At 36.1% G+C, this 20,339-nt stretch carries 22 protein-coding genes, 2 pseudogenes and 1 other annotated feature; of the genes and pseudogenes, 6 read left to right on the top strand and 18 right to left on the bottom strand.

All coding sequences use genetic code 11. The features are described 5' to 3' along the window. Positions 1-12: 12 nt before the first annotated feature. From F895_RS08610 to F895_RS19915, 4 genes are all read right to left on the bottom strand, one after another. Entirely contained in the window at positions 13-603 is a 591-nt protein-coding gene (locus F895_RS08610) for a uracil-DNA glycosylase family protein (protein WP_005241692.1), read from the bottom strand. A 249-nt stretch (positions 604-852) separates the two neighbouring features. Then, positions 853-1,152 carry a hypothetical protein gene (locus F895_RS08605; RefSeq protein WP_005241693.1) on the bottom strand — a complete coding sequence of 100 codons (300 nt, stop codon included), beginning with the start codon at positions 1,150-1,152 and terminating at the stop codon, positions 853-855. An 83-nt stretch (positions 1,153-1,235) separates the two neighbouring features. After that, positions 1,236-1,961: a phage antirepressor KilAC domain-containing protein gene (locus tag F895_RS08600; RefSeq protein ID WP_005241695.1), complete on the bottom strand. Its 726-nt coding sequence runs from the start codon at positions 1,959-1,961 to the stop codon at positions 1,236-1,238. Beyond that, positions 1,958-2,116: a toxin-antitoxin system HicB family antitoxin gene (locus F895_RS19915; protein WP_005241696.1), complete on the bottom strand. Its 159-nt coding sequence runs from the start codon at positions 2,114-2,116 to the stop codon at positions 1,958-1,960. The genes F895_RS08600 and F895_RS19915 overlap by 4 nt, the downstream gene beginning before the upstream one ends. Before the next feature lie 113 nt (positions 2,117-2,229). Between F895_RS19915 and F895_RS08595 the strand changes: the two genes are divergently transcribed. Then, the gene (locus F895_RS08595) at positions 2,230-2,526 is read left to right on the top strand and encodes an Arc family DNA-binding protein (protein WP_005241697.1); all 297 of its coding nucleotides are present in this window, start codon (positions 2,230-2,232) and stop codon (positions 2,524-2,526) included. Positions 2,527-2,643: 117 nt separating this feature from the next. Here the strand turns inward: F895_RS08595 and F895_RS08590 are convergent, their stop codons facing one another. The 3 genes from F895_RS08590 to F895_RS08580 form a co-directional block, all read right to left on the bottom strand. Next, positions 2,644-3,540, bottom strand: coding sequence for a hypothetical protein (locus F895_RS08590; protein WP_005241698.1), 897 nt, complete (start codon positions 3,538-3,540; stop codon positions 2,644-2,646). Between the two features lie 115 nt (positions 3,541-3,655). Continuing rightward, positions 3,656-4,246, bottom strand: coding sequence for a hypothetical protein (locus F895_RS08585; protein WP_005241699.1), 591 nt, complete (start codon positions 4,244-4,246; stop codon positions 3,656-3,658). A 230-nt stretch (positions 4,247-4,476) separates the two neighbouring features. Next, a complete protein-coding gene (locus F895_RS08580) occupies positions 4,477-5,280 on the bottom strand; it encodes a hypothetical protein (RefSeq protein ID WP_005241700.1) in 804 nt (267 codons plus the stop codon). A 426-nt stretch (positions 5,281-5,706) separates the two neighbouring features. Between F895_RS08580 and F895_RS08575 the strand changes: the two genes are divergently transcribed. From F895_RS08575 to F895_RS08560, 3 genes and pseudogenes are all read left to right on the top strand, one after another. Further along, complete coding sequence (locus F895_RS08575; protein WP_005241701.1) at positions 5,707-6,045, top strand: NERD domain-containing protein; 339 nt, start codon at positions 5,707-5,709, stop codon at positions 6,043-6,045. A gap of 12 nt (positions 6,046-6,057) precedes the next feature. Then, positions 6,058-7,277 (top strand): IS3 family transposase gene (locus tag F895_RS08565; RefSeq protein ID WP_107114716.1). Its coding sequence is split into 2 segments (ribosomal slippage): positions 6,058-6,334 and positions 6,334-7,277, totalling 1,221 coding nucleotides; the frame shifts between segments, so codons are not numbered across the junction. Further along, positions 6,333-6,449, top strand: a sequence feature (AL1L pseudoknot). Its footprint overlaps the gene before it by 117 nt. A 38-nt stretch (positions 7,278-7,315) precedes the next feature. Further along, positions 7,316-8,161: pseudogene (locus F895_RS08560) on the top strand (molybdenum cofactor biosysnthesis protein MoeA); the annotation flags it as partial. A gap of 173 nt (positions 8,162-8,334) precedes the next feature. Here the strand turns inward: F895_RS08560 and F895_RS20295 are convergent. After that, positions 8,335-8,463: pseudogene (locus F895_RS20295) on the bottom strand (glycoside hydrolase family protein); the annotation flags it as partial. Between the two features lie 181 nt (positions 8,464-8,644). On the opposite strand from F895_RS20295, the gene F895_RS08555 reads away from it, so the two are divergent. Further along, positions 8,645-9,445 carry a GNAT family N-acetyltransferase gene (locus F895_RS08555; protein WP_005241704.1) on the top strand — a complete coding sequence of 267 codons (801 nt, stop codon included), beginning with the start codon at positions 8,645-8,647 and terminating at the stop codon, positions 9,443-9,445. Between the two features lie 59 nt (positions 9,446-9,504). On the opposite strand, the gene bla is transcribed toward F895_RS08555, so the two are convergent. The 4 genes from bla to F895_RS08535 all read right to left on the bottom strand — a co-directional run bounded on the left by bla (position 9,505) and on the right by F895_RS08535 (position 14,019). Further along, complete coding sequence (gene bla / locus F895_RS08550) at positions 9,505-10,362, bottom strand: class A beta-lactamase (protein WP_005241705.1); 858 nt, start codon at positions 10,360-10,362, stop codon at positions 9,505-9,507. 207 nt (positions 10,363-10,569) lie between these two features. Continuing rightward, positions 10,570-11,682, bottom strand: a complete 1,113-nt coding sequence (locus F895_RS08545) for an OmpW/AlkL family protein (RefSeq protein WP_005241706.1) — start codon at positions 11,680-11,682, stop codon at positions 10,570-10,572. Positions 11,683-12,475: 793 nt separating this feature from the next. Then, positions 12,476-12,736 carry a hypothetical protein gene (locus F895_RS08540; protein WP_005241707.1) on the bottom strand — a complete coding sequence of 87 codons (261 nt, stop codon included), beginning with the start codon at positions 12,734-12,736 and terminating at the stop codon, positions 12,476-12,478. Positions 12,737-12,921: 185 nt separating this feature from the next. Continuing rightward, on the bottom strand, positions 12,922-14,019 hold the full coding sequence (locus F895_RS08535) for an LLM class flavin-dependent oxidoreductase (RefSeq protein WP_005241708.1): 1,098 nt from the start codon (positions 14,017-14,019) through the stop codon (positions 12,922-12,924). A 303-nt stretch (positions 14,020-14,322) separates the two neighbouring features. On the opposite strand from F895_RS08535, the gene F895_RS08530 reads away from it, so the two are divergent. Further along, the gene (locus F895_RS08530) at positions 14,323-14,808 is read left to right on the top strand and encodes a DUF2867 domain-containing protein (RefSeq protein WP_005241709.1); all 486 of its coding nucleotides are present in this window, start codon (positions 14,323-14,325) and stop codon (positions 14,806-14,808) included. Positions 14,809-14,888: 80 nt separating this feature from the next. On the opposite strand, the gene F895_RS08525 is transcribed toward F895_RS08530, so the two are convergent. The 6 genes from F895_RS08525 to F895_RS08500 form a co-directional block, all read right to left on the bottom strand. Continuing rightward, the gene (locus tag F895_RS08525; protein ID WP_005241710.1) at positions 14,889-17,219 is read right to left on the bottom strand and encodes a TonB-dependent receptor; all 2,331 of its coding nucleotides are present in this window, start codon (positions 17,217-17,219) and stop codon (positions 14,889-14,891) included. A 163-nt stretch (positions 17,220-17,382) separates the two neighbouring features. Next, the gene (locus F895_RS08520) at positions 17,383-18,255 is read right to left on the bottom strand and encodes an MBL fold metallo-hydrolase (protein WP_005241714.1); all 873 of its coding nucleotides are present in this window, start codon (positions 18,253-18,255) and stop codon (positions 17,383-17,385) included. Beyond that, a complete protein-coding gene (locus tag F895_RS08515; protein WP_005241716.1) occupies positions 18,236-18,676 on the bottom strand; it encodes a YeeE/YedE family protein in 441 nt (146 codons plus the stop codon). The genes F895_RS08520 and F895_RS08515 overlap by 20 nt, the downstream gene beginning before the upstream one ends. Then, entirely contained in the window at positions 18,676-19,092 is a 417-nt protein-coding gene (locus F895_RS08510) for a YeeE/YedE family protein (protein WP_010590017.1), read from the bottom strand. The genes F895_RS08515 and F895_RS08510 overlap by 1 nt, the downstream gene beginning before the upstream one ends. A 205-nt stretch (positions 19,093-19,297) precedes the next feature. Further along, complete coding sequence (locus tag F895_RS08505) at positions 19,298-20,050, bottom strand: ATPase (protein WP_005241718.1); 753 nt, start codon at positions 20,048-20,050, stop codon at positions 19,298-19,300. A gap of 4 nt (positions 20,051-20,054) precedes the next feature. After that, positions 20,055-20,309, bottom strand: coding sequence for a hypothetical protein (locus tag F895_RS08500; RefSeq protein ID WP_005241725.1), 255 nt, complete (start codon positions 20,307-20,309; stop codon positions 20,055-20,057). Between the last annotated feature and the right edge of the window lie 30 nt (positions 20,310-20,339).

A 20,339-nucleotide genomic window follows, 5' to 3' on the forward strand; every position in this document is an offset into this window, starting at 1 on the left:
CCACTTATACAACTACACTAAACCAATTTGCTCAAAAAACTGTTGGTATGCTTCTGCTTTCTTATCAAGTGCTAAAGGATACGCCCGTGATGATGAAGGTAAGCGATATAGATTCAGCTCACGATCAGCAAAATTTACCTGTACAGATTGTCCAATCATAGGCTTATTTACTTGTTCTGGAAAATGCTGCATCAGCGTATCTGTTGCTTTATCCCCCGTTGTCATTATGGTGTGACACAGTGGTATTTGCTCGAGTAATTTAGATAGATTTGTAGGTGTGACAATTTCTAAAAACTTATCTGAGGCATTACCTTGCAAGCGTTTCACTTGGTAAGCGGTGTCAAAAATTCCAATGCCAATCTGGGTTAAGAACTCACGGATCAGTTGTTCTTTAAAGTTTCTATTGGGTAAATCTAAAAAGTGATCTTTATCTTTAAAAAAGATCAGACCAAAGATACGCCACATATCATTTTGATAGTTAGGATAGTAAAAATCCATCTTCCAGCGGCTTTGTGGCGGTGGAAAACTGCCCAGCATCAATAGCTTCGCATTTGAAGGTAAAAATGGTTGTAATGGGTGTGTTTCTATTTCGATATCAGTCATTTATATAAATAGCCAATTTTTAAATTGAGTGAATCATGTTGTTTATTTTATAGAATTTTCCAGTATTTTGCTTGGTTCTTTTACTGGTTAAAATTCCACCTTCACAAAATTTTCACAAAATATTCACAATATCATTTTTTTCTTTGAGCTTTGAGTTTGCCGATCTGACAGAAGCTAATTGACAGAAATACCTGCTCCAAAAACGTAAAAAAACCGCTTAAAGAAGCGGTTTCAGTAGAGGTCAACAAGTTAAGAAGCCTTGCCTTCATCTAAGCTTTTATAGGTGTCCTCCTGCTCTTTACTGAAAGTCATGGAATCTTGAATCATGCTTTCAGTGATTCGAAAAAGTCTAATCATTTCTTTAAATACGGATTCAGGTACGTTGTAGACCTTGGCCAGATATTCAATGGTTCGCTCTTGCTTGTACTGGATTGCATCCAACATTGCTGCAATATCGGCGACTTGCTCATATGCCAGTGCAAAGCCCTCAGCAACATCACTTGCATCATAGGCTTGATTTTCAGCTACTAACTGCGTCATACTGTTCATGTAGTTTATTGCTCCATGCGATGACAACACGAAGCCCTTTGTTTTCCGCCAAGAAATTATCAAGGGCTTTTTTATTGTCTGAATTATGCATTGTGATTTCCTAAAAGCTTTGAAAGCTTGGTCAGTCCCTTTGGCGTTACTCTCACCTGCTCTGTGATCTTTTCTGAGCCATCAGGACGAGTAATCACTTCGGTTTTATGTTCCAGATAACCTGCCTGTAGCTTATCGCTATAACCATGCCATGCGACATTGCCCGGACGTTTATAAATCCAACCATTTAACTGGAGCCATTTGATTAGATCACTTTGGCGCATTTGTAAGTTATTTGCTGTGTCACGCAGGCAAAAGCTCCCATCCGCTTTAGCAATACGATCAAAAGCCTTAACAGTTGGCTGCATAACTTCCACTTGCTGCTCTAACTCAATTACTTTTTCTGAATATGTCAGCAAAGCATTTCGTAAAGCATGTGGATCTGCCAATAGTTTCATTGGATCAATTGGTTTAGCAACTTGAGCTTCTAGCTCTTGCCAGCGGTCTACTAAGCGAGCTGTGAACTCTGGGCAAAGTTGAGCGACTACAATGATGCTGTCTCGTTTACCTTGTTCACCTACGAACTGATAAATAGCAACTGTAATTCTTAGACCTAAGTTATTGATTTTTTCGACATTCGTCATTGGCGAATGTTGTATTACACCTTTTTTCATAAGCCTTTCAATCGAAACCTTTACATTTCGGTGCTCAGTTTCTACAAGTTCAGCAATTTCTAAACTTGTCATACATTGAATCAATACTGGGACAATTGCATTCATACTTTTACCTCTTGGGATTGGTTTACCATTAACTCAACTGCTTTATTGATTAAATAATTCATTGAGCGTTCTTCTTGCTGAGCTTTCGCTTTCAGCTTCTTGTGTAAGTCAGCATCAAGCCGACCTTTGATATATACAAACTCTCTAGATTTCATTTTTACTCCAAATGCCACAATTTGTGGCATTTAACTAATATAGCCACACTTTGTGGTAATGTAAATAAGTTCGTTATAATATTTGCCACATTTTGTGGCTTTCGAGGTCATTCATGAGTAACCAAGCTGATCACACCATCGTTAGATTACGTGTTCCGCCTGAATTAAAAGAAAAAATTGAAAAAGCTGCGGAGGAAAATAATCGCTCACAAAGTGCTGAAATGGTTTCTAGGCTTGAGGAAAGTTTCGATACACCTATGTCTTTTGATTCTGATAGTGCCGAAATGGTTACAAAACTTGTTGCTAAAAGCATGGAGCATTTATTAACTGCTTTACATAACCAAGGTGTTGATGATGTCCAACTTAATTCAGCAATTAAAGAAGTTGCTGGGAAGTCTAAATTAAATTGATTCATAAAAAAGCCTCATCGTGTGGATGAGGCTAGTATGAACGGCTTATTAAAATGTTTAGCTCACTTGCCAGCAATTAAACTTGTCTGCCAGTAAAGTGAATAGTCTGCTAGTAGACTATTCACTTTCCAAAAACTCTTTAACCCAATTTTTAACTGTTGATTCCTTAAGCCATTTACTTTCATCTGCAATACTTCGGTTGTAATTCATACAAAAATATTGTGCGAACTCATTTCTGCTACGCCACCGCTCTCGGTTTGCTAAAGAAGGTGTACAATAAAGACTAAGCACTCTATCTTTTATAGGTTGCATTAATTCTCTTGCACTTTGGGCTTTCTTGATTCCTCCTTTTGCAGCCTTCACTTTATTATGAACATTAATAAACTCCTCAATCTTAGGATCAATAACTATCTGAGTTTGTTTAAAAAATTCGAGGCCTATTAAATCAGTTAGCGATTGAATGAAAAAAATAGATTCACCCATAATTGTGAGAAAAAATTCTTTGTCAATAATAAGCATACCTTCCGACTTTTTTTCATCAAAATACTTGTCAATTTTTCCTTTCAAAATACTTGGATAAAGTTGGGTATTTATAACTTCTTCAGCCATATCCTGAATAAGTTTGTTTTTACAATCAGAAAAATCATGTGATGAAAAACATTTAATTACATTAATCATTAAATCTCGCATATCTTCTTTTTCTATACTTTTGTCTATATTTATATTTATTATATTTTCCACAATAAATTCATGAAATATTTTTTGGCTAGGATCATCATGTACAATCAGATCATATAGTTGTATTACTATTGATTGAATTTTAGGGTTTTTACTAAAAATTATATCTTGAATTTCAAAATTATTCCCCATTAGACTTATTAAATTTCTCATTAATGGTATTGGTTTCTTAAATGCTGTAAACATTAAGTGAGAACCACTAGCCAACATCTTTACATCTTGCTGTATACTTTTATGAACTATATTTAATATTTCATCATCAATTACAATTTCCATTATCTAGCAACTCACATCCTTTCACTCAAACCCTAAATATACCTCAACTTAGGGTATTAAGAAGAGCATCTGCAAGAAAAAAAACATAAAAAAAGCCCCTATAGGGGCTTTTCATCTAGTTTTTATGAACTCTTTCACCTAGATAATAGAGACTCAAAAAAGTCATCATTATGAGTTGAACAAGTCCAAATGCAACTAAGAAACAAGCAACAAAATATGTAGAAAAAATCAAATAGGTATTCGTACTATATATATCTAAACTATAAGAAAATCTTATTAATAGCAGTAATACAAATATTACAATACTAATAAAAGTAAGATAAGAAAATAGCCTAGCCAAGAACCGTCTACGATTCATGTCAATCCAAAATACCTGATATGGATTATGCTCCACATATTTCTCTTTAGGTGGATCACCAGCCATTGGCTGATCCATAGTCGAGCTATTTAAAGTGGAAATTGCAGCTAATGCAGCAATAAAAAAACCTGGCATTGTTTGCAAAAAACAGATTAAATAGTATGAAATATCATTTGTAAAGATATTGGCTTTTGGTGTTCCAACCAAAAACCATATTGTAGTAAAAAGAACACTAACTAAAATAGAAATTATAATAGGTATAACAAAATCAAATCTCGTTTTATTAATAATCCCATTATCCCATCTTATGCTAAGATAGTTTAATGGCTTAAAAATCAATTCAAGCATAACTACCCCCTCTAGAGACTGGACTACATTTTAGCTAGCATTCTATCACACAGCCTAATATTGGTACGAGCAGGGTTTTCACCATTCTCATCATCTTCCGACATAGCTTGTCGTAGTTCTTCAGGAAAATACTCTTTCTTGACTAAACGAAAGACTTCATCTTCAGCATCATATTCTGCTGTACGAGGACTTCCATTATCATCTTTAAAATTAATAGTAAAGACAGAGCCTTACATATCTGGCTGCCCCTTCCTAAACCTTCTAAATACATCTTTAAGATCACCTTCTTTCGACTTAGAATTAGGATCTATGACTTTTGTATCTACTTTCATTGATACCCGAATCTTGTCCTGCGTAAAGTGCCCTGTAGCATCAAAAACTGTATTATTTTGTGCTTGCTTGTAAAAGTCTACATGCTGAATGCGTCCGTCTTCAAAAGCTTTGATGATGCTTGGATCTACTTCAGATTTGATTTCTAACTTTGGTTTATAAGACAATGGTTTAGGCTGACCGATTTTGGCACCTTTTTGATATCTTTCAACAGGATCATTTCCAACAAAATAGTCTTCAAAGCCTCCATGCTTTCTAGCATGTCCAAAGAAGTAATTTAAAGTATCAATAAGTTTAGTTACTGAAATACCTCTTTCATACTCTAAGGCTATTTTGGCAATTGCTTTATTTGTTCTATCTACTTTTAATACAACATTTATGCGCTTATCTGCACCTTCAATGCTAGTTCTTCTTAATGTTCGAGTTTTATTGGTCTCTAAATTCCGAGCAATTTGATTATCTGCATTTACGTCAGCAATGATAAATGTAAATTTAATTGCTAAATCAGCACTATCAAAATGAATATCTGATATCAACCCACAAAACCGATCATTTGCAAAATTTCTTTTAAAGTCAATATATCCCCACTCAACTAACTTTTCAAAATATTCATATAAATTGATTGTAGCTATTGCTTTAGGATTACCTCGCACCAAAGACTCAACTGATGCCGTCAATTCATGATAAGTAGCACATATTGACATATTAAAAATTCCTGCTGTTAAACTTTTAAAATTTATTTAGTCAGCTAACATGCCAACTTTTTACTTGATCATTTATGCTTAGATCACTGCTAAGCCTTCAAATTTTTCAAAAAGCTTTCAAACAATAATAGTCCGCTTAATGAAAATTTAAACTATACCTCATAGTGGGGTATTGTATGTTCAAAATTAACTCCTTTCAAAAGATTTCTGATTAAAACCAAAAAAACAATTTAGGAAATTTTTTAAAACGTTATGGGAATTATTTTTCTATCAGCAAAAAATACCCCACTCTGAGGGTATTAAGGGGTATCATTTACACTATTTGTTACGGTATCATTTTATGATCTTATAATGTTTGTTTAATTAGCAAGCAGCCAACAATGCACAAGAAAATTTTGATTTAACGAGTGAACAAGGAAATAAATCATGGTAGACATGGTGCCTACAACACTAACTAACGTAGACAACATCACACCGGGCGAAAAAAAAGTTTATAAATTTTTACAAGACCTATTCATAGATCAAGATGCTATTGTCTGGTATGAGACAGAGGCTTTAGGACGTTATTCCGATTTTATCTTATGGCTCCCCACCCATGGTTTACTTGCTATTGAGGTCAAGGACTGGACCAAAAGCAATTTTAAAGAAGTTAATCCTACACACTTTAAGGGCAACTTTTATCGTAAAGATAAACCAGATGTTGTAACCAACCCTAGAATTCAAGCTCTGAACCGTACCGGGTTTGTCGGAGACTCAATATTCTGAGAGACTATTCCGATGAAAAAACCAAACTATACCCCCGAAATTAGAGAAAGAGCGGTTCAATTACTAATTGAATCTGAAAAAGATTATCCATCGAATTGGGCAGCAGTTTCCGCAATTGCTCCTAAAATTGGCTGTACTCCTGAAACACTTCGTGTTTGGTATCAAAAATACTTAGATCAACAAAATCCCGCCAAAGTACAACAGGTATCTGACCAAGAAAAAATGAAGCAAATGGAACGTGAAATTAAAGAATTAAAACGTGCCAATGAAATTCTACGTAAAGCAGCCGCTTTTTTCGCCCAGGCGGAGCTCGACCGCCCACACAAATAATGGTGGATTTTATCCATAACAATAAGGCGTTATATGGTGTTGAAGCGATTTGTAGAATTTTACCGATTGCAGCTTCGACCTATTATCGGGCTTTAGATTTCGTTGATAACCCAGAACATCGAGCGAAACGTGCTCTGCATGATTTACATCATGCAGAGCAAATCAAACGTATTTGGAAAGAAAGTTCAGGTCGATATGGTGTACGTAAAGTTTGGCAAAAATTGAAACGTGAGGGTTATGTTATTGCACGTTGTACAGTTGCTCGATTGATGCAAAAGCTAGGTATACAAGGTGTTTGGCGTGGTAAGAATAAACAAACCACCCGTAGCCGAGATGATCAAAAACGAGCAGATGATTTAGTGAAACGGAATTTTAGTGCTGATCGACCTGACCAATTATGGGTCAGTGACTTTACGTATATTCAAACACATTCAGGCTGGGTCTATACCGCCTTTATTATTGATGTGTTCTCACGAGCAATTGTTGGATGGAAAGTATCTACACGGATGAATACAGATATGGTGCTCGATGCATTGGAGCAAGCATTGCACGATCGAGGCATGCCAAAGAATGTGATTCATCATTCCGATAGAGGTGTTCAATATCTTTCTATTCGCTATACCAATCGTTTAGATGCTGCAAATTTACGAGCATCAGTCGGTACGACAGGTGATTCATACGATAATGCTCTGGCTGAAACGGTGAATGGCTTATACAAAACAGAGGTGATTGAATATTTAAAAGCAGATTGGCAAGGTTTAGCAGATGTACAACTTGCGACACTAAACTGGGTAGATTGGTTCAATAAAAAGCGTGTACACAGTGCACTGGGTTATGTATCGCCTTTTGAGTTTGAAGCAATGTACTATGATAAGATTAACCCGTTAGGTCAGGTGGCCTAACTTAAATAAAAAAGTCTCCGACAAACCCGGTACGGTTCAAACTAACAATTTATAGAGATCCACGAATTCTTGTTGTTAGCATGCATACTTTTGATGATGAGCATACACTTTGTGAAGAAAGCTTGTATGTTAAAGACTTATTAAAAACGTGGGGCTATAACCACGTTGAGATAAAACTGCTTAAACCACAGCGTTATGATTCAGCATTTAATAGCCTTAAGAAGCACGGAGATCCAACTTTAGATGATACATTAACTACTAATTGGGAGGATTATAATCAATTTTTTGAAGATCATATTCCTAATTTTGATGTGATGATTCTGTGTTCTCATAAGGACATTGGTGGTTCAGTATTTTCAATCGGTGGACTTGCTGCCTTTGATCCTAGCAGTATGACCTCAAATTTCCAAACACGTTCTATCCCTGCGAATGAAATGAGCATCATTAGGAGTATGCCTAGAACACCTCCTGTGCGTGAAACGGTTCAACTGTACGATGATCAGGGAAACCATAAAGGCTCAAGAGTCATCACCACAGAAGATAAGGCGACGATCATCAATTTACCTGGTGATATGCAAGATATTGCCTTACTCATGCATCTCATGGTGAAGTATGTTTTAAATAAGCATGATCCCGATTTTCTCAACAGAATATTTATTAAAGGTCGTACCAATCAAGAGATTGAAACTGATCAAAATAAAAGAAAATTGTTATGGGGTAAATATCAGTTGCAAGATGATGGTCAATATTCATTAGAAATCATTGAACAGCAGCACGCATATCAGATCGAACCTTTTCTTACTGCAAATTGTATTGTGATCGTCCCCTTTGCAGAGCAGCCGATTCAAGTAAATGATGTTATTTATTTCATGAAGATTAATTAACTATAATTTTAGAAATCAACTCTATGAAATGCATAAAAGCCCTCATCAGAGGGCTTTCACACATATGCCGACATGAATATTGTTATTGGTCATATGTGCTGTGCATCCAGATAAAAAGCACACAATGCAGGCGCTTAAGAGTAGTGAAATCACTGAGCGCCTGCAGTGATAAATTACTTTTTTATGAACAGCTCACATTCAGCTTCACAGCGGCGAACAAGCCCTTTCATAACTTTGCCGCCACCTTTGTTCCATTGTAGGAACTGATCAACAGCACCCACATAGTCTTTTGCATTCAGTTTTTAAGCGAGGTAGATCCTTTAAATTAAGTGAATTAAATTACATTTATGCTTGTCACAGTAGATGATTTCAGAATCAAACTACGCTATAAATTATAACAATGGTTAATTCAACCATCTGTTCTTAATAAGTTATTTATCATTTTTTTGTTTTTATAATTTTTCCACTTGATAAGGTAATTTCATGTCAAAAAATAAAGATCTCCTCGAAGCCATAAATGGATACACACGTGCTTGGAAAGAACTATTCAATAGTTCTAATCCAGCAGATCAGTATGAAGAAATTGGTATTGCAATGCGTTGGGAAGACTCAAAATTCCCTTTTTCAAATGCGGCATTTTTAACTGGTGAAATTAGTGACTCAACGATCCTAAAACAGCGATTAGAAACAGTCGTAGACCGTATGAAAAAGAAAGAAAACGGTGGTTTGCTTAATATATGTAATGATCTCATCACGGGTGAAGCAGCAACTTCCTTTGATCAAATACTTAAGGATGTTGGTCTAGCATATGTTATGCCGCTTAATGGGATGGCTGGAGATATCCTGCCGCTTGAACCGAAACCAATTAAAGGGCTAGAAATTAAAAGAGTAACCTCAACGTCAGAATTTAATGACTTTTCAGATATGAACTGTTTAGCTTATGGATTTGACATTGCATGGGGGCGTACGGGATTAGGCAATGTATGGATTGATAACGCTTACTCTTTTGTCGGCTATGTTGATAACCAGCCTGTATGTGCTGCATCAACCGCTCAAATCGATAACGTGCTCTACCTCGCTTTGGTTGCAACACTTCCTAACGCTCAACGTAAAGGATATAGTGAAGCAATTGTACGACACGCATTAATTGAAGGTCATAACGCAACAGGATTAAAGCGCACATTACTGCATGCCACTCCTGCCGGTGCACCTGTTTATGAACGTATTGGCTATTATAAGTCTGCCAATATAAGTGCCTATCAATTAAACAGCTCAGATGAATAAAGTTGGGCTAAAAAGCCCTCTCCAAAGGGCTTTTTAGCTCAACAAACAAATGTTGTTCTTTATTTAAGCAAATGCTCTTTTACTATATGTTCACTTAATAGTTTAATCACCGCTGAACGCTCATCTAAAGAGGTTTCACTCTTTCTTACATAAATACTAATAAAAACAGGTGCATGATTTTCTGACCAAACCATAGAAGTTATTCCCCGAATGCCATAGTCACTGGCACCGGTACGATCTGCGATTTTCCATCCTTTAGGTAAAGCTGCTCTCAACATATTGTCTGCAACTTTATTTCCTATCATCCATTCTTTTAATTGTTCTTTCGAGCTTTTAGATAATACATCACCCATTAATAACTTTTTCATACTATCATTCATAGCATTAGGACTCGTTGTATCTCGAATATCACCTTCTGGATTAATAACCAGATCTGGCTCATATCTATCGGATCTCGTAACCTCATCACCAATGGAACGCATAAATGAAGTGAGACCCGCAGGCCCCCCGCCAGCCTCAATAGCAAAGTTCGCTGCCGTATTATCACTATATGCCGTTGTAATTTCACACGCTTGTTTGATCGTCAATTTTTTATTTACATAATCTTTGACAACGGGTGAGTATGTAACAAGATCTTTTTGTCGGATCGTTTTTGAATGATCTAACGTAAGTTTTTTTGCATCAACCTGAGCCAATACATGAGCGCAAGCAAGAGCTTTTACAGTACTGTCTAGCGGAAACCGTTTGTCTCCATTGATAGAAATCCTTTTATTCTCCATATCTAAAATAGATACACCAACCTGCCATCCCTTTTCTGATAGTGATTTAACCTGCTCTTCAAGAGTCGCAGCCATAGTAACTGACAGCGAAGAACCAAACAAAACAACAGCTATGGCAGATTTCAATAAAGATCTCATCTTGTATCCGTATATCATAAAATGAAGTAAATACCGCCAAGTATACCTTTAATTGATTGTTTGGCTTGCTTATACTTTATGAGCCCAATTATCTTAAAATTCAAAAAACAGAAATGCTCAAAATCACAGATGATAATGAGCATTTATAGTTAAAAAACTTTAGTTATATTTGTATTTTCGAAAAATCCTTGCAATAAAATACCTTTTTTAGAAACGATAACCTACACCAACATAGGTGATGAGCGGATCAATATCGATCTTAGTCGTTGCGTGAATTAACTTATTCCCTGTATTCTTGTTAACGACATTAATTGTTGCCTCGTTATTCAACTTGGCATACGAGACAGAGCCAACACCATACCAAGAATTATTAAAGTCATAAGTAAAACCAACCGAAACAATTGGTGCAATTGTATCATCGGCATCAACTTTAACAGTCATATCAGCACTGGATACTTTCCGGTCCAATGCAGCCCCTGCTTTTCCATCTAATACATTCTGAATCATATGTCCAGCCGAGATTAGATCAGATCGAATACCGCCATTTAGCTTAATTTGATTAAAATGGGCATACATTAAACCAGCGCCAATATATGGTCTAAACTTGTCTACCCCACTTTTACCAAATTGATATTGTGCTTCTATTGCTGGTGTCCATGCACGAGCCGTTGCAGCATTAGATTTATTCCCTAAGTTAGTAATAGGAATTGCTTGACCTAATTCAATGCCATCAGGAAACAGGTATTTGACTAAATCTGCCGATGACATAGCTAGTCCACTTAATGGCGCAAATATTTCACCTTTGCCTTTAATATCAACCTTAGGAGGTACTCCACCGATTAGCTGTAAGGACACATTGTCATTTATATAATAATTAAACATAAGACCCAATGTATCTACGTCATCAACTTCTAGGCCTGCATCTTTTTGCTGCCAGTTTTCTAATCCATTAATTCTTGCGGTGCCCGAAACTTCAGCTAAAACATTCCCATTGCCATCAGTTAGTTGGTTTTGGATATCAGGCTGTGCCAGAAACTCGGTAAGAGTATCTTTTAAATTCCAGACCTCTCCTCCTAAATCCGTCATAGTTGTATTAGGGTCAACCGAGTTCAAGAAACTATTCGTTGAAATGCTTCCAACTTTGGCTACAGTTCCATTTTTAACATTCGTATTAATATTAAAAGGATTTGCTTTACCCTGAGGCATAACATGCAACCAGCCTGCTGAAACAGAGAACCGCTTGAATTCCTGAGCATAAGTTAGGTGAGTTAAAGTCATTAAAGTCGTTGCTATTGCAATTTTTATTGCTGTTTTTTTCATTTTATTTCATCCTGAAATTCCACATTACCTGATTTAGTAATATGTATTCTGAATATAACCATAAACATATTTTTATCAAATATTAAATTTTACTTCCTGATAAAAGGTGATTAATCACTTAACTATGTGAACCAATTAACAAATAAGCATATCATTATTTATTATTTTTAAAGCTATATATTAGATTAATTTAATTATCTGTATTACAATCAAAAATAATAAGAATCATAAAATTCCAGAATAATGAATAAAAAAATCAGTTCATCAATACCACCATATGAACCAAAACAAACAACACTCTATGCTAAAAATAGAAGATTTAAATAAAATTCCATACTACCTAAAATCTATAATTATTAATTTAAAATCAATTAATTGAAGAATAAAACAAAATAACCCACATATTACCAAGACATAAAATAAAGTAAAAAACAGGATAAAAATACAATAACGTCTTACATCATATCTCACCCAAAAATGCGCACAACAAGATAACACTTTATAATAAGTTTCACATTAACACCAAAGCAAAAATAATTTAAAATTAATAGCAACCCTAAAATTAATTCAAAAGCTAAAAATACTAAAAATTATTTAATAAAATAACATTAAACAAAGCAATAATTTTAAAAAACCTAATTTTTTTAATTCAAAGTTTTTTCAGTTAGATTAGTTTTTCTATACAAAAAAAGACTATTTAAAATAAATAATTTAACCTAAAAAACGCCAATCACTAAAATTAGCGTTTTATCAATCTAAACTTTTAAGAGTTAAATCAACCAGACCTTCATCTCTAAGTATTGAACTGTGCCTGTGTCATTTCTCCCAAATAGCTGATGGAGATTGCAAATAAATTCTCAGGCTGGCTCGTAGGATCATTCTTTTTGATCCACTCTGCTCCGATGACATTAAACTCATTTAATTTTGACTTCGAGACGGGTGGAAGGAATGTTTCCAAGGGTAATTGAATACTAAAATTCCGAGTACTGCCGTTATTGCTCTTATCACTAAAGGTATAACCAATTAAGTACCAATGATATTTCTGTTCAGACATTTGTTATTCTCAAGTTTAATTATTGAGGTTTTTTTATAGCATAAAAAACCAAGAAATCTATACTAAAACGCATCTCTGTAATAAGTTTTTTTCATATAAATAAAGGACTCACCACAAATTGTGACAATCTTTGGATGCTTAAAGACTGTCACGATATCAAACAGCGATCGAGAATATAGCTTCAACTATATATGAGCATTCAGCAAGCCTTTATCTTTCAAAATTGGCAAGACATGGTCTCTAAAATATGGAAACTCTTGAGTATAATTAAGAAAAGATAAAGTACATCCTGAAAAACCTGTTTCCTGTAACTGTATTAACCCTGCTGCAACTTGTTCAGCAGTACCAACTAATGGAAAACCGCCATGACCAACAGCAATGCGTTGACGCAGTTGTTCTCGTAAATCGGCGGGAAACGATTTACAAAAGGAGAATAAGGTATCTATTAAATTTTGTACTGCATCATGATCAGCATGATTCAGTTGTCGATCCCACTCGGCTTTGGCTTGTTCTTCCGTAGGGCGACAAATTACATGCGCAAAGGTCAGCACCTTGATGTTTCGGCCTAAATGCCCAGCTTCTTTTTTGAGTTCTTGAATCTCAGTCACTGAACGCGCCAAGTCAGATGCAGGTGTAAATAAAAAATCTGAGTTCTTTACCGCAAACTCACGGCCTTCTTTAGAACCTGCGGCATTAAAAATCGGTGGAAATATTTGTGGATTCGGTTTGCCATACGTACCTTGAGTTTGGAAAAATTTCCCATCCCAATTAAACGGCTCAGTGCTTTGCCATGTTTTTTTAATTAACTCGTACCACTCTTGTGCATAACCATATCGCGTTTCATGGTCATCTGGTAATTTTAAACCCATTGCATCATATTCAGGCTTGTTCCAACCCGCGACAATATTTAATCCAACTCGATTGTCACTGACTTGCGCCATAGTCGCGATTTGCTTTGCCACTACAATTGGATGATTCAGCGCCGTATGTAGTGTTGCAAAAATTTGAATATTTTTAGTTTTGGCCAATAAAGCCGATGTCCAGGTCACCGTTTCTAATACTGTTCCATGAAAATCCTTTTTACCACCATGACCAATAAAACGTGCAGTAGATAACATGAAATCAATTCCCGCCTCATCTGCCATTTCTGCCAATTTTAAATTTTGGCTCCAGCTGGCATCCCAGCCATCATCTAAGGTTGAAGGGGTTAGGCCTCCAGAACAATTAGCAGCAAAGATACCGAGTTTAAAATGATCAGATAAATTGAAGTTATGTTGAAGCATGTTGTTTCCTTTTTCATATAAATAGTAAAGGGGTACAAAATTTATTTATCAAGTAAAGTTCGTCGTTATAGAAATCATCACAACTTCCACGATCGTATTGCTTAACCAATTATGTGAAATGTGATTAAAAATTTAAGCAAATAAAGATAGTCTAGCAAATAATATAATGAGTGAATAACTTTTTATATTGTTAACCTTTCTCATCAATACCAGATTTGGCATATTTTCTTGATTGACACCTCTTTAAAATTTAACCTATAAATTAAAATCGTTTTCATGCAATTATAAGATCCAGGGATAGCAATGCAAAATCAAAAAGACGTTAACTCTTTGGTTGCACCATTAGAAGCGCTAAATTTTCTGCATCAAGATTATCAATACATCAATAAACAACTCAATGCTCTTCAAGCCTATTACTTGATGACGGGGAATCCACCATTTTGGCTACGTATCGCCTTTAGGATCAGAGATTTCTTAAGCTTAAAACTAGCAGGTGTACAACCTATTCAAGGTTTTGGCTCGCCCAAGGCACAAACTGTTAAAGTGAATGATAAGTTGGATTTTTTTGATGTAATCAAAATCACAGAGACAGAATTATTTTTACAGTCAGCAGATAAACACCTACGTGTATTAGTAGCTTTGCAAATTCATGAGCATGATGACATCAAGAATAAGCTGAGCGTTACAACCAGTGTGGTGACTTATAATTTTTTTGGAAAGGTCTATATGCTGCCTGTTTCTTTGGTTCACGGACTGATTGTCAGGAACTCATTCAGAAATTTAAATTAAGCAGTTGAATGGGCTATCTAAAAGCGAACATTCAATATCGCTTTTAGTGAACCGACTCGAAGTTTGTAGCTCAGAAAGAACTATATTTTCATGTTAATCCCCAGTTGAAAACCTCGTCCAGGTAAGGGAGCAATATATTTCAACGGTGAATTATGCGGTCTCGCTTCTTCGTTGAGTAAATTTGAACCGTTGAGGAACACATCAATATCTGAATTTTTTAATTTTAGATGCTTACTAATCTGCATATCGACCATATTAAATGCTGGCAATGGTACTTCTTCTGACACATTCTTACCCAGATATTTAGGTTGATCATAATAAATACTCGACAAACGTGCTGCCCAATCTCGTCTGCTCCATTCTACGTTGGCACCATAACGATTAGTGGGCATGTTTGGTAGATAATTACCATCATTAAATAAACTGGTCCGACTTGGATTTAGATTCTTATTTTTCACCAAATCAGCAAATGCACCCACTGTAAAAACACCCCATTGCTGAGTATTGATTTTTTGCTTGAGATCAACTTCAAAGCCTGTAATTTCAGTATCGGTTTGGGTCCAGTATTTGAGAGGGAGTCGATTGGCCGTCTGCATGCCAGAGTGCGTGAGATAGAAATAGTTCTCATATTTCATCTTATATACTGTCGCTTCCAGATTAAAATCTTTATAGCTAAATAAGCCCGTAAGCTCGGTATTTTTAGATTTTTCTGGTTCTAGTTTTTGATTGCCTTGCTCATTGATCATAATGGAATAATGATTACCGCTGGCATAAAGCTCATTAAGCTCAGGTGCACGCTCAGACACCGAATATCTGAGTTTCGCTCCAAAATAGTCATTGATTTTAAGATAGGAACCAAAACTATAACTTTCCAAATCAAAACGGGTGTCTTGTAGCTTACTATTGGCTGAATTACGTGCAACCTTAAAATCACTATCTTTGATTGAATGATCAACACTTTCTTGGCGATAACCTGCATCAAAAGAGAGTCGTTCCAAATCAATCTTCTCTTGAATAAAGATGGCTTGGGTCTTGGTATTGACATTGGGAAGATAACGTAGCTTGCCCTTTCCTTCGACGCTTCGGTTGCTCTGACTCACACCTAGTAGACCATTCACATAGCGACTAGGTTGATGTCTCAATACAATCTCGGCTTGTTTGGTATCAAAGCGGTAATCATTTGCAAGCTGCGTACCGAGATATTCCCCCGAACGATTGATCACCTGATTCGCTTTCATATCGATACCCTTTAGAAATGGGATATCAAAATTAAACTGGCTATCTAGGCTATATTTTCTTTGATCGGTTTTGACGCCAACGGGCAAACTATCCTCATAAGAAGATTGAAATGACTTATTTTCTAAAGAAAAACCAGGTACACCATAGGCATTTTTCTTCGAATCCGCGCTCAGGCCAATATAACCATTTTCCAAGAAATAGGTACTGCCAATTGCATAATGCTGATTTTCTAAATAACTATTCCCTAATTTACGATGGTAATTTGGGGTCACATCTTGATTAATCCTGTTTTCTTTAAATTTAGGTGTATCAGGCTTATATTCAGGATTGACTGGATTGGTATAAGTCTTACCACTCCAAACAGATGTCGGTTTATCGGTATAAAATGAAAACTGGCCATCCGCCCAATCTGGATTTTCAGTCATAAATTGGTCGATATATTTTTGCGATGCGGTGTTATAGATTTGCTGTATACGTGCATCATTTTGGCACGCATCTGCCAAGGCTGAACTTACCCCACCCGTTGCAGGAAAAATTCCACTATTACATTGTTCAGCTTTGCTATTCCCCGGAATTTTATACGACGAAATGTCCTGTTTAGAAAATAAGAAGTTGGTTGAAAAATTACTTTGGTTATTTAAATTCAGCTTAAAACCATGGGCATCTGTATTATTCCAACCTTTTCTCACTGCCAGTTCAAGATTGCTATTTTTGTCTGGCATATCTTTACTGATCAAACCGGTCTCGACATTGACACTTCCTCCAATCGCATTGCCGCCGTATCGAACACTATCTGATGATTTATTAATGTGAATGGCTTGGCTGAACAATGGGTCAAATGGAATACTGATATTGCCAGTCATGGCATTCATGCCATAAATCGACTGCCCGTCTTCAAGAATCTGTACACGATTCCCGCTTAAACTTCGAATAACAGGTGCGCCTGCGTTGGGGCCAAAAGCACTATTTTGTACGCCTGACACCTGCTTAAGTGTATCCCCTAAAGTTTGATATTGTGAATTGTGATTCTCTACAACGGTATTGTTCCCGATTGAAAGATCTGTTTCTGCTTTTAAACTAATCTTTGGCAAAATTACAGGACTATCCTGCTCATTTGCAGAGGCTTGATGATGAATAAATAAAATGGCGATTGCTAAGACTTTGTGACGCACGTTGAACTCCTCAATTCTAATTGTTATGTTATAACATAACAATTAATTGTTCAAACAAAACCTAAGCTCCATTTTTTCTGCTAAATATAGAATGTATGCAGAAATTTGATAGAGAAAAGCCCAGATGACTCAAAAAAATCTGAGCAATCTGGGCTTTTCTCTCTTAGTGACTAAAGTAGTTTAACGGCAGTTTTAGATAGCGAATGCCATTCGATTCCGGTTCTGGGAAGCGCCCTGCATCCATGTTAATTTGAATTGCAGGCAGAATAAGCTTGGGCATCGACAATGTCGCATCACGGCTTTGACGCATCTGTACAAAGTCCTGTTTAAGGGTTTTCATATTGATATGAATATTATGCTGCTTTTGCGTGCTAATACTGGTTTCATACACATATTCATCTCGACCTTCAGGCTTATAGTCATGACATAAAAAAACACGCGTTCGATCAGGAAGTTGATAAAGCTTTTGTACAGAATCAAATAACTGATCAGCACTTCCTTTGGGAAAGTCACAGCGCGCCGTTCCATAATCTGGCATGAATAAAGTATCACCAACGAAAATAGCATCACCAATGATATAACTTAAGCATGCAGGAGTATGTCCTGGTGTTGGTATGTTATATGCATCTAAGTTTCCGATACTGAAGTGCTCATTGTCCTTGAATAAATAATCAAACACTTGATGCGTATTAAAATATTTAAGATCAAAATGATAAATTGCACTAAAGGTATCCTGAACAATCGCAATTTTCTCACTCATGGCAATCTTGCCACCGAGCTTTGATTTTAGATATTGGGATGCGGTTAAATGATCTGCATGAACATGCGTTTCCAGTATCCATTCAACTGTGAACGCTTGAGATTGAATGTAGGTAATAATCTGATCTGCATGTTGTGTGGAAGTCGAAGCCGAGGCAGCATCATAATCCAAAACACTGTCAATAATTGCACAATACTTTGTTTCAGGATCATGCACAACATAACTAAATGTATTGCTCTGTTCATCAAAAAAGGCTTTAACTGTTGGATGTTGCATCGCATTTCTCCTGTTGTTTCGACCATAAACGATGGATTAACATCCCGATCAACATTGCGCTAATAAAATACCACACTTCAGAATATCCAAGTCCAATCAGAGTCATCGCGGGTGCTGGACAAATGCCTGAAATCCCCCAACCGATCCCAAACAAGATAGCGCCAATAATCAATTTCTTATCAATTTGATGATTGCTAGGGAATGAAATGGTTTCACCAGATAATGTTTTGGGATTGCGTAAGGCTCTTTGAAATGGAATGAATGCAACTGCAATTGCACCAATCATCACAAACATCAAGCTAATATCCCATACACCAAAAATATCTAGAAAACTTAATACTTTCTCAGGATTTGACATGCCTGAAATCAATAGACCCAATGCAAATATACTGCCAAAAATAAATGCAAATAGATTTTTCATTATGCGGCTCCCAGAATATGACGTACTAGATACACCGTAACAAATCCAGCAAACATAAATGTAATTGTGGCAACCATCGAACGTGGAGATAATCGGCTAATCCCACAAATGCCATGCCCACTGGTACAACCTGAGCCTAAACGAGTCCCAAAACCCACCAACAGCCCAGCAATAATCAAAGCTAAGGGAGACGACTGCATAATAATTTCAGGTTGCACAAACATTTGGTAAATAAATGGTGTAATGATTAAACCCAGTAAGAACCAAAACGCAGAACCTCTGAATAAAGTTGTAGGTTGTAAGAGCTGTGCTAGTAGGCCACTGATCCCAGCAATACGACCATTGACGTATAAATAGCCAACAGCAGCTAATCCAATCAACGCACCACCAATTAAAGCTAACAGAATACTTGTCATCATCCACCCACCAATCAATATATATATTTATAATATATTATTTTAAATAATATTGAAATTAATCTATTCAATATCCGCGTTTGAATCGTAATTTTTGCAAAAAATGACACATATTGGTCAATATTTTCTAAAATCAAGTAATTTAATTTGAGTATTGGGCATAAAACATAATGCAAACAAGCACTGTATTTCTTGAAAAGATTGACTATTCGAACTCAGAAAGTACTCTTTCTGCAAACCAAACAGGAAATACTGTCACGATAGGATTGATTTTTAGTCGATCAGCCTGTTCAATTTCTGCTAAAAAAGCTGCTTTTTCACCATTTGAAGAATTGTCAAATATAAAAGCTCTATCACTCGCTTCAATGGCTTGCATAAGTAAGTTCATGCTGCGGTAATAACGATCACGAATTTTCGGTTCTGGTACAGCATGTCCACCGGTACTCACCCGATACTGTACCCGTGCAATATTGATTTCAGGATCAATCGTTGAAACATAATACAGATAAGTTTTAAACCCTTGCTCCTGAGCCATTCTCAGAAATTCAACTTTACTGATATGCGACATAACAGTTTCAAAGGTAAAACTAATTTTTAACCTTAGAAATTCTAAACGAATAAAGTCGATAATTCGTGCAGCGAGATATGAATCAATATCCTGAATAGCAAAAACAATATGATGCTCACCTAGCAATTCAGGTTCTTGGCTTAATAAATCACAGATTTTTTGATTCAGTTTCTTCTTTTTGGTTTTTAAAAAAGCAATCAGCTTTAGTGCATCTAGAGACTCGTTATAAATCTTTAAGTCCAAGCTATGAGTCTGATTTAAGTTTTTTTCGAGTTCATCTGCATTTAGATATGCCCCAATATGGCGGGGCAATAAATATTCCTTAATCGTACTTTTACCAGAACCATTTGGGCCGGCAAACATGCGAATTCTAGGCGTAGACTGTTGCATTAACTTATACAACAGCCTTCTTTTTTTTACGTTTCAACAGAGTACGAGATGGATAAATAACGGTATAAGCGCCTGATATATCCTTGATCACTTCGGTTTCACCAGTTGAATGCTGCTTTAACAGTTGATGACCTTTGGCATAGACCACAGTAGAAGATTCACTTGCCTCTTCAAACGCATTACGGAATGCTTCTACAGCAAGCTTAGGAAGAAGGTTTTCCTCTTGCCTACTCATTTTCATGATTGTAAAAGCTGTCATTAAAGACTCCTCCGCCTGATTGCGCTTATA

The sequence above is a fragment of the Acinetobacter sp. CIP 64.2 genome (genome assembly GCF_000369645.1).
Classification (GTDB): domain Bacteria; phylum Pseudomonadota; class Gammaproteobacteria; order Pseudomonadales; family Moraxellaceae; genus Acinetobacter.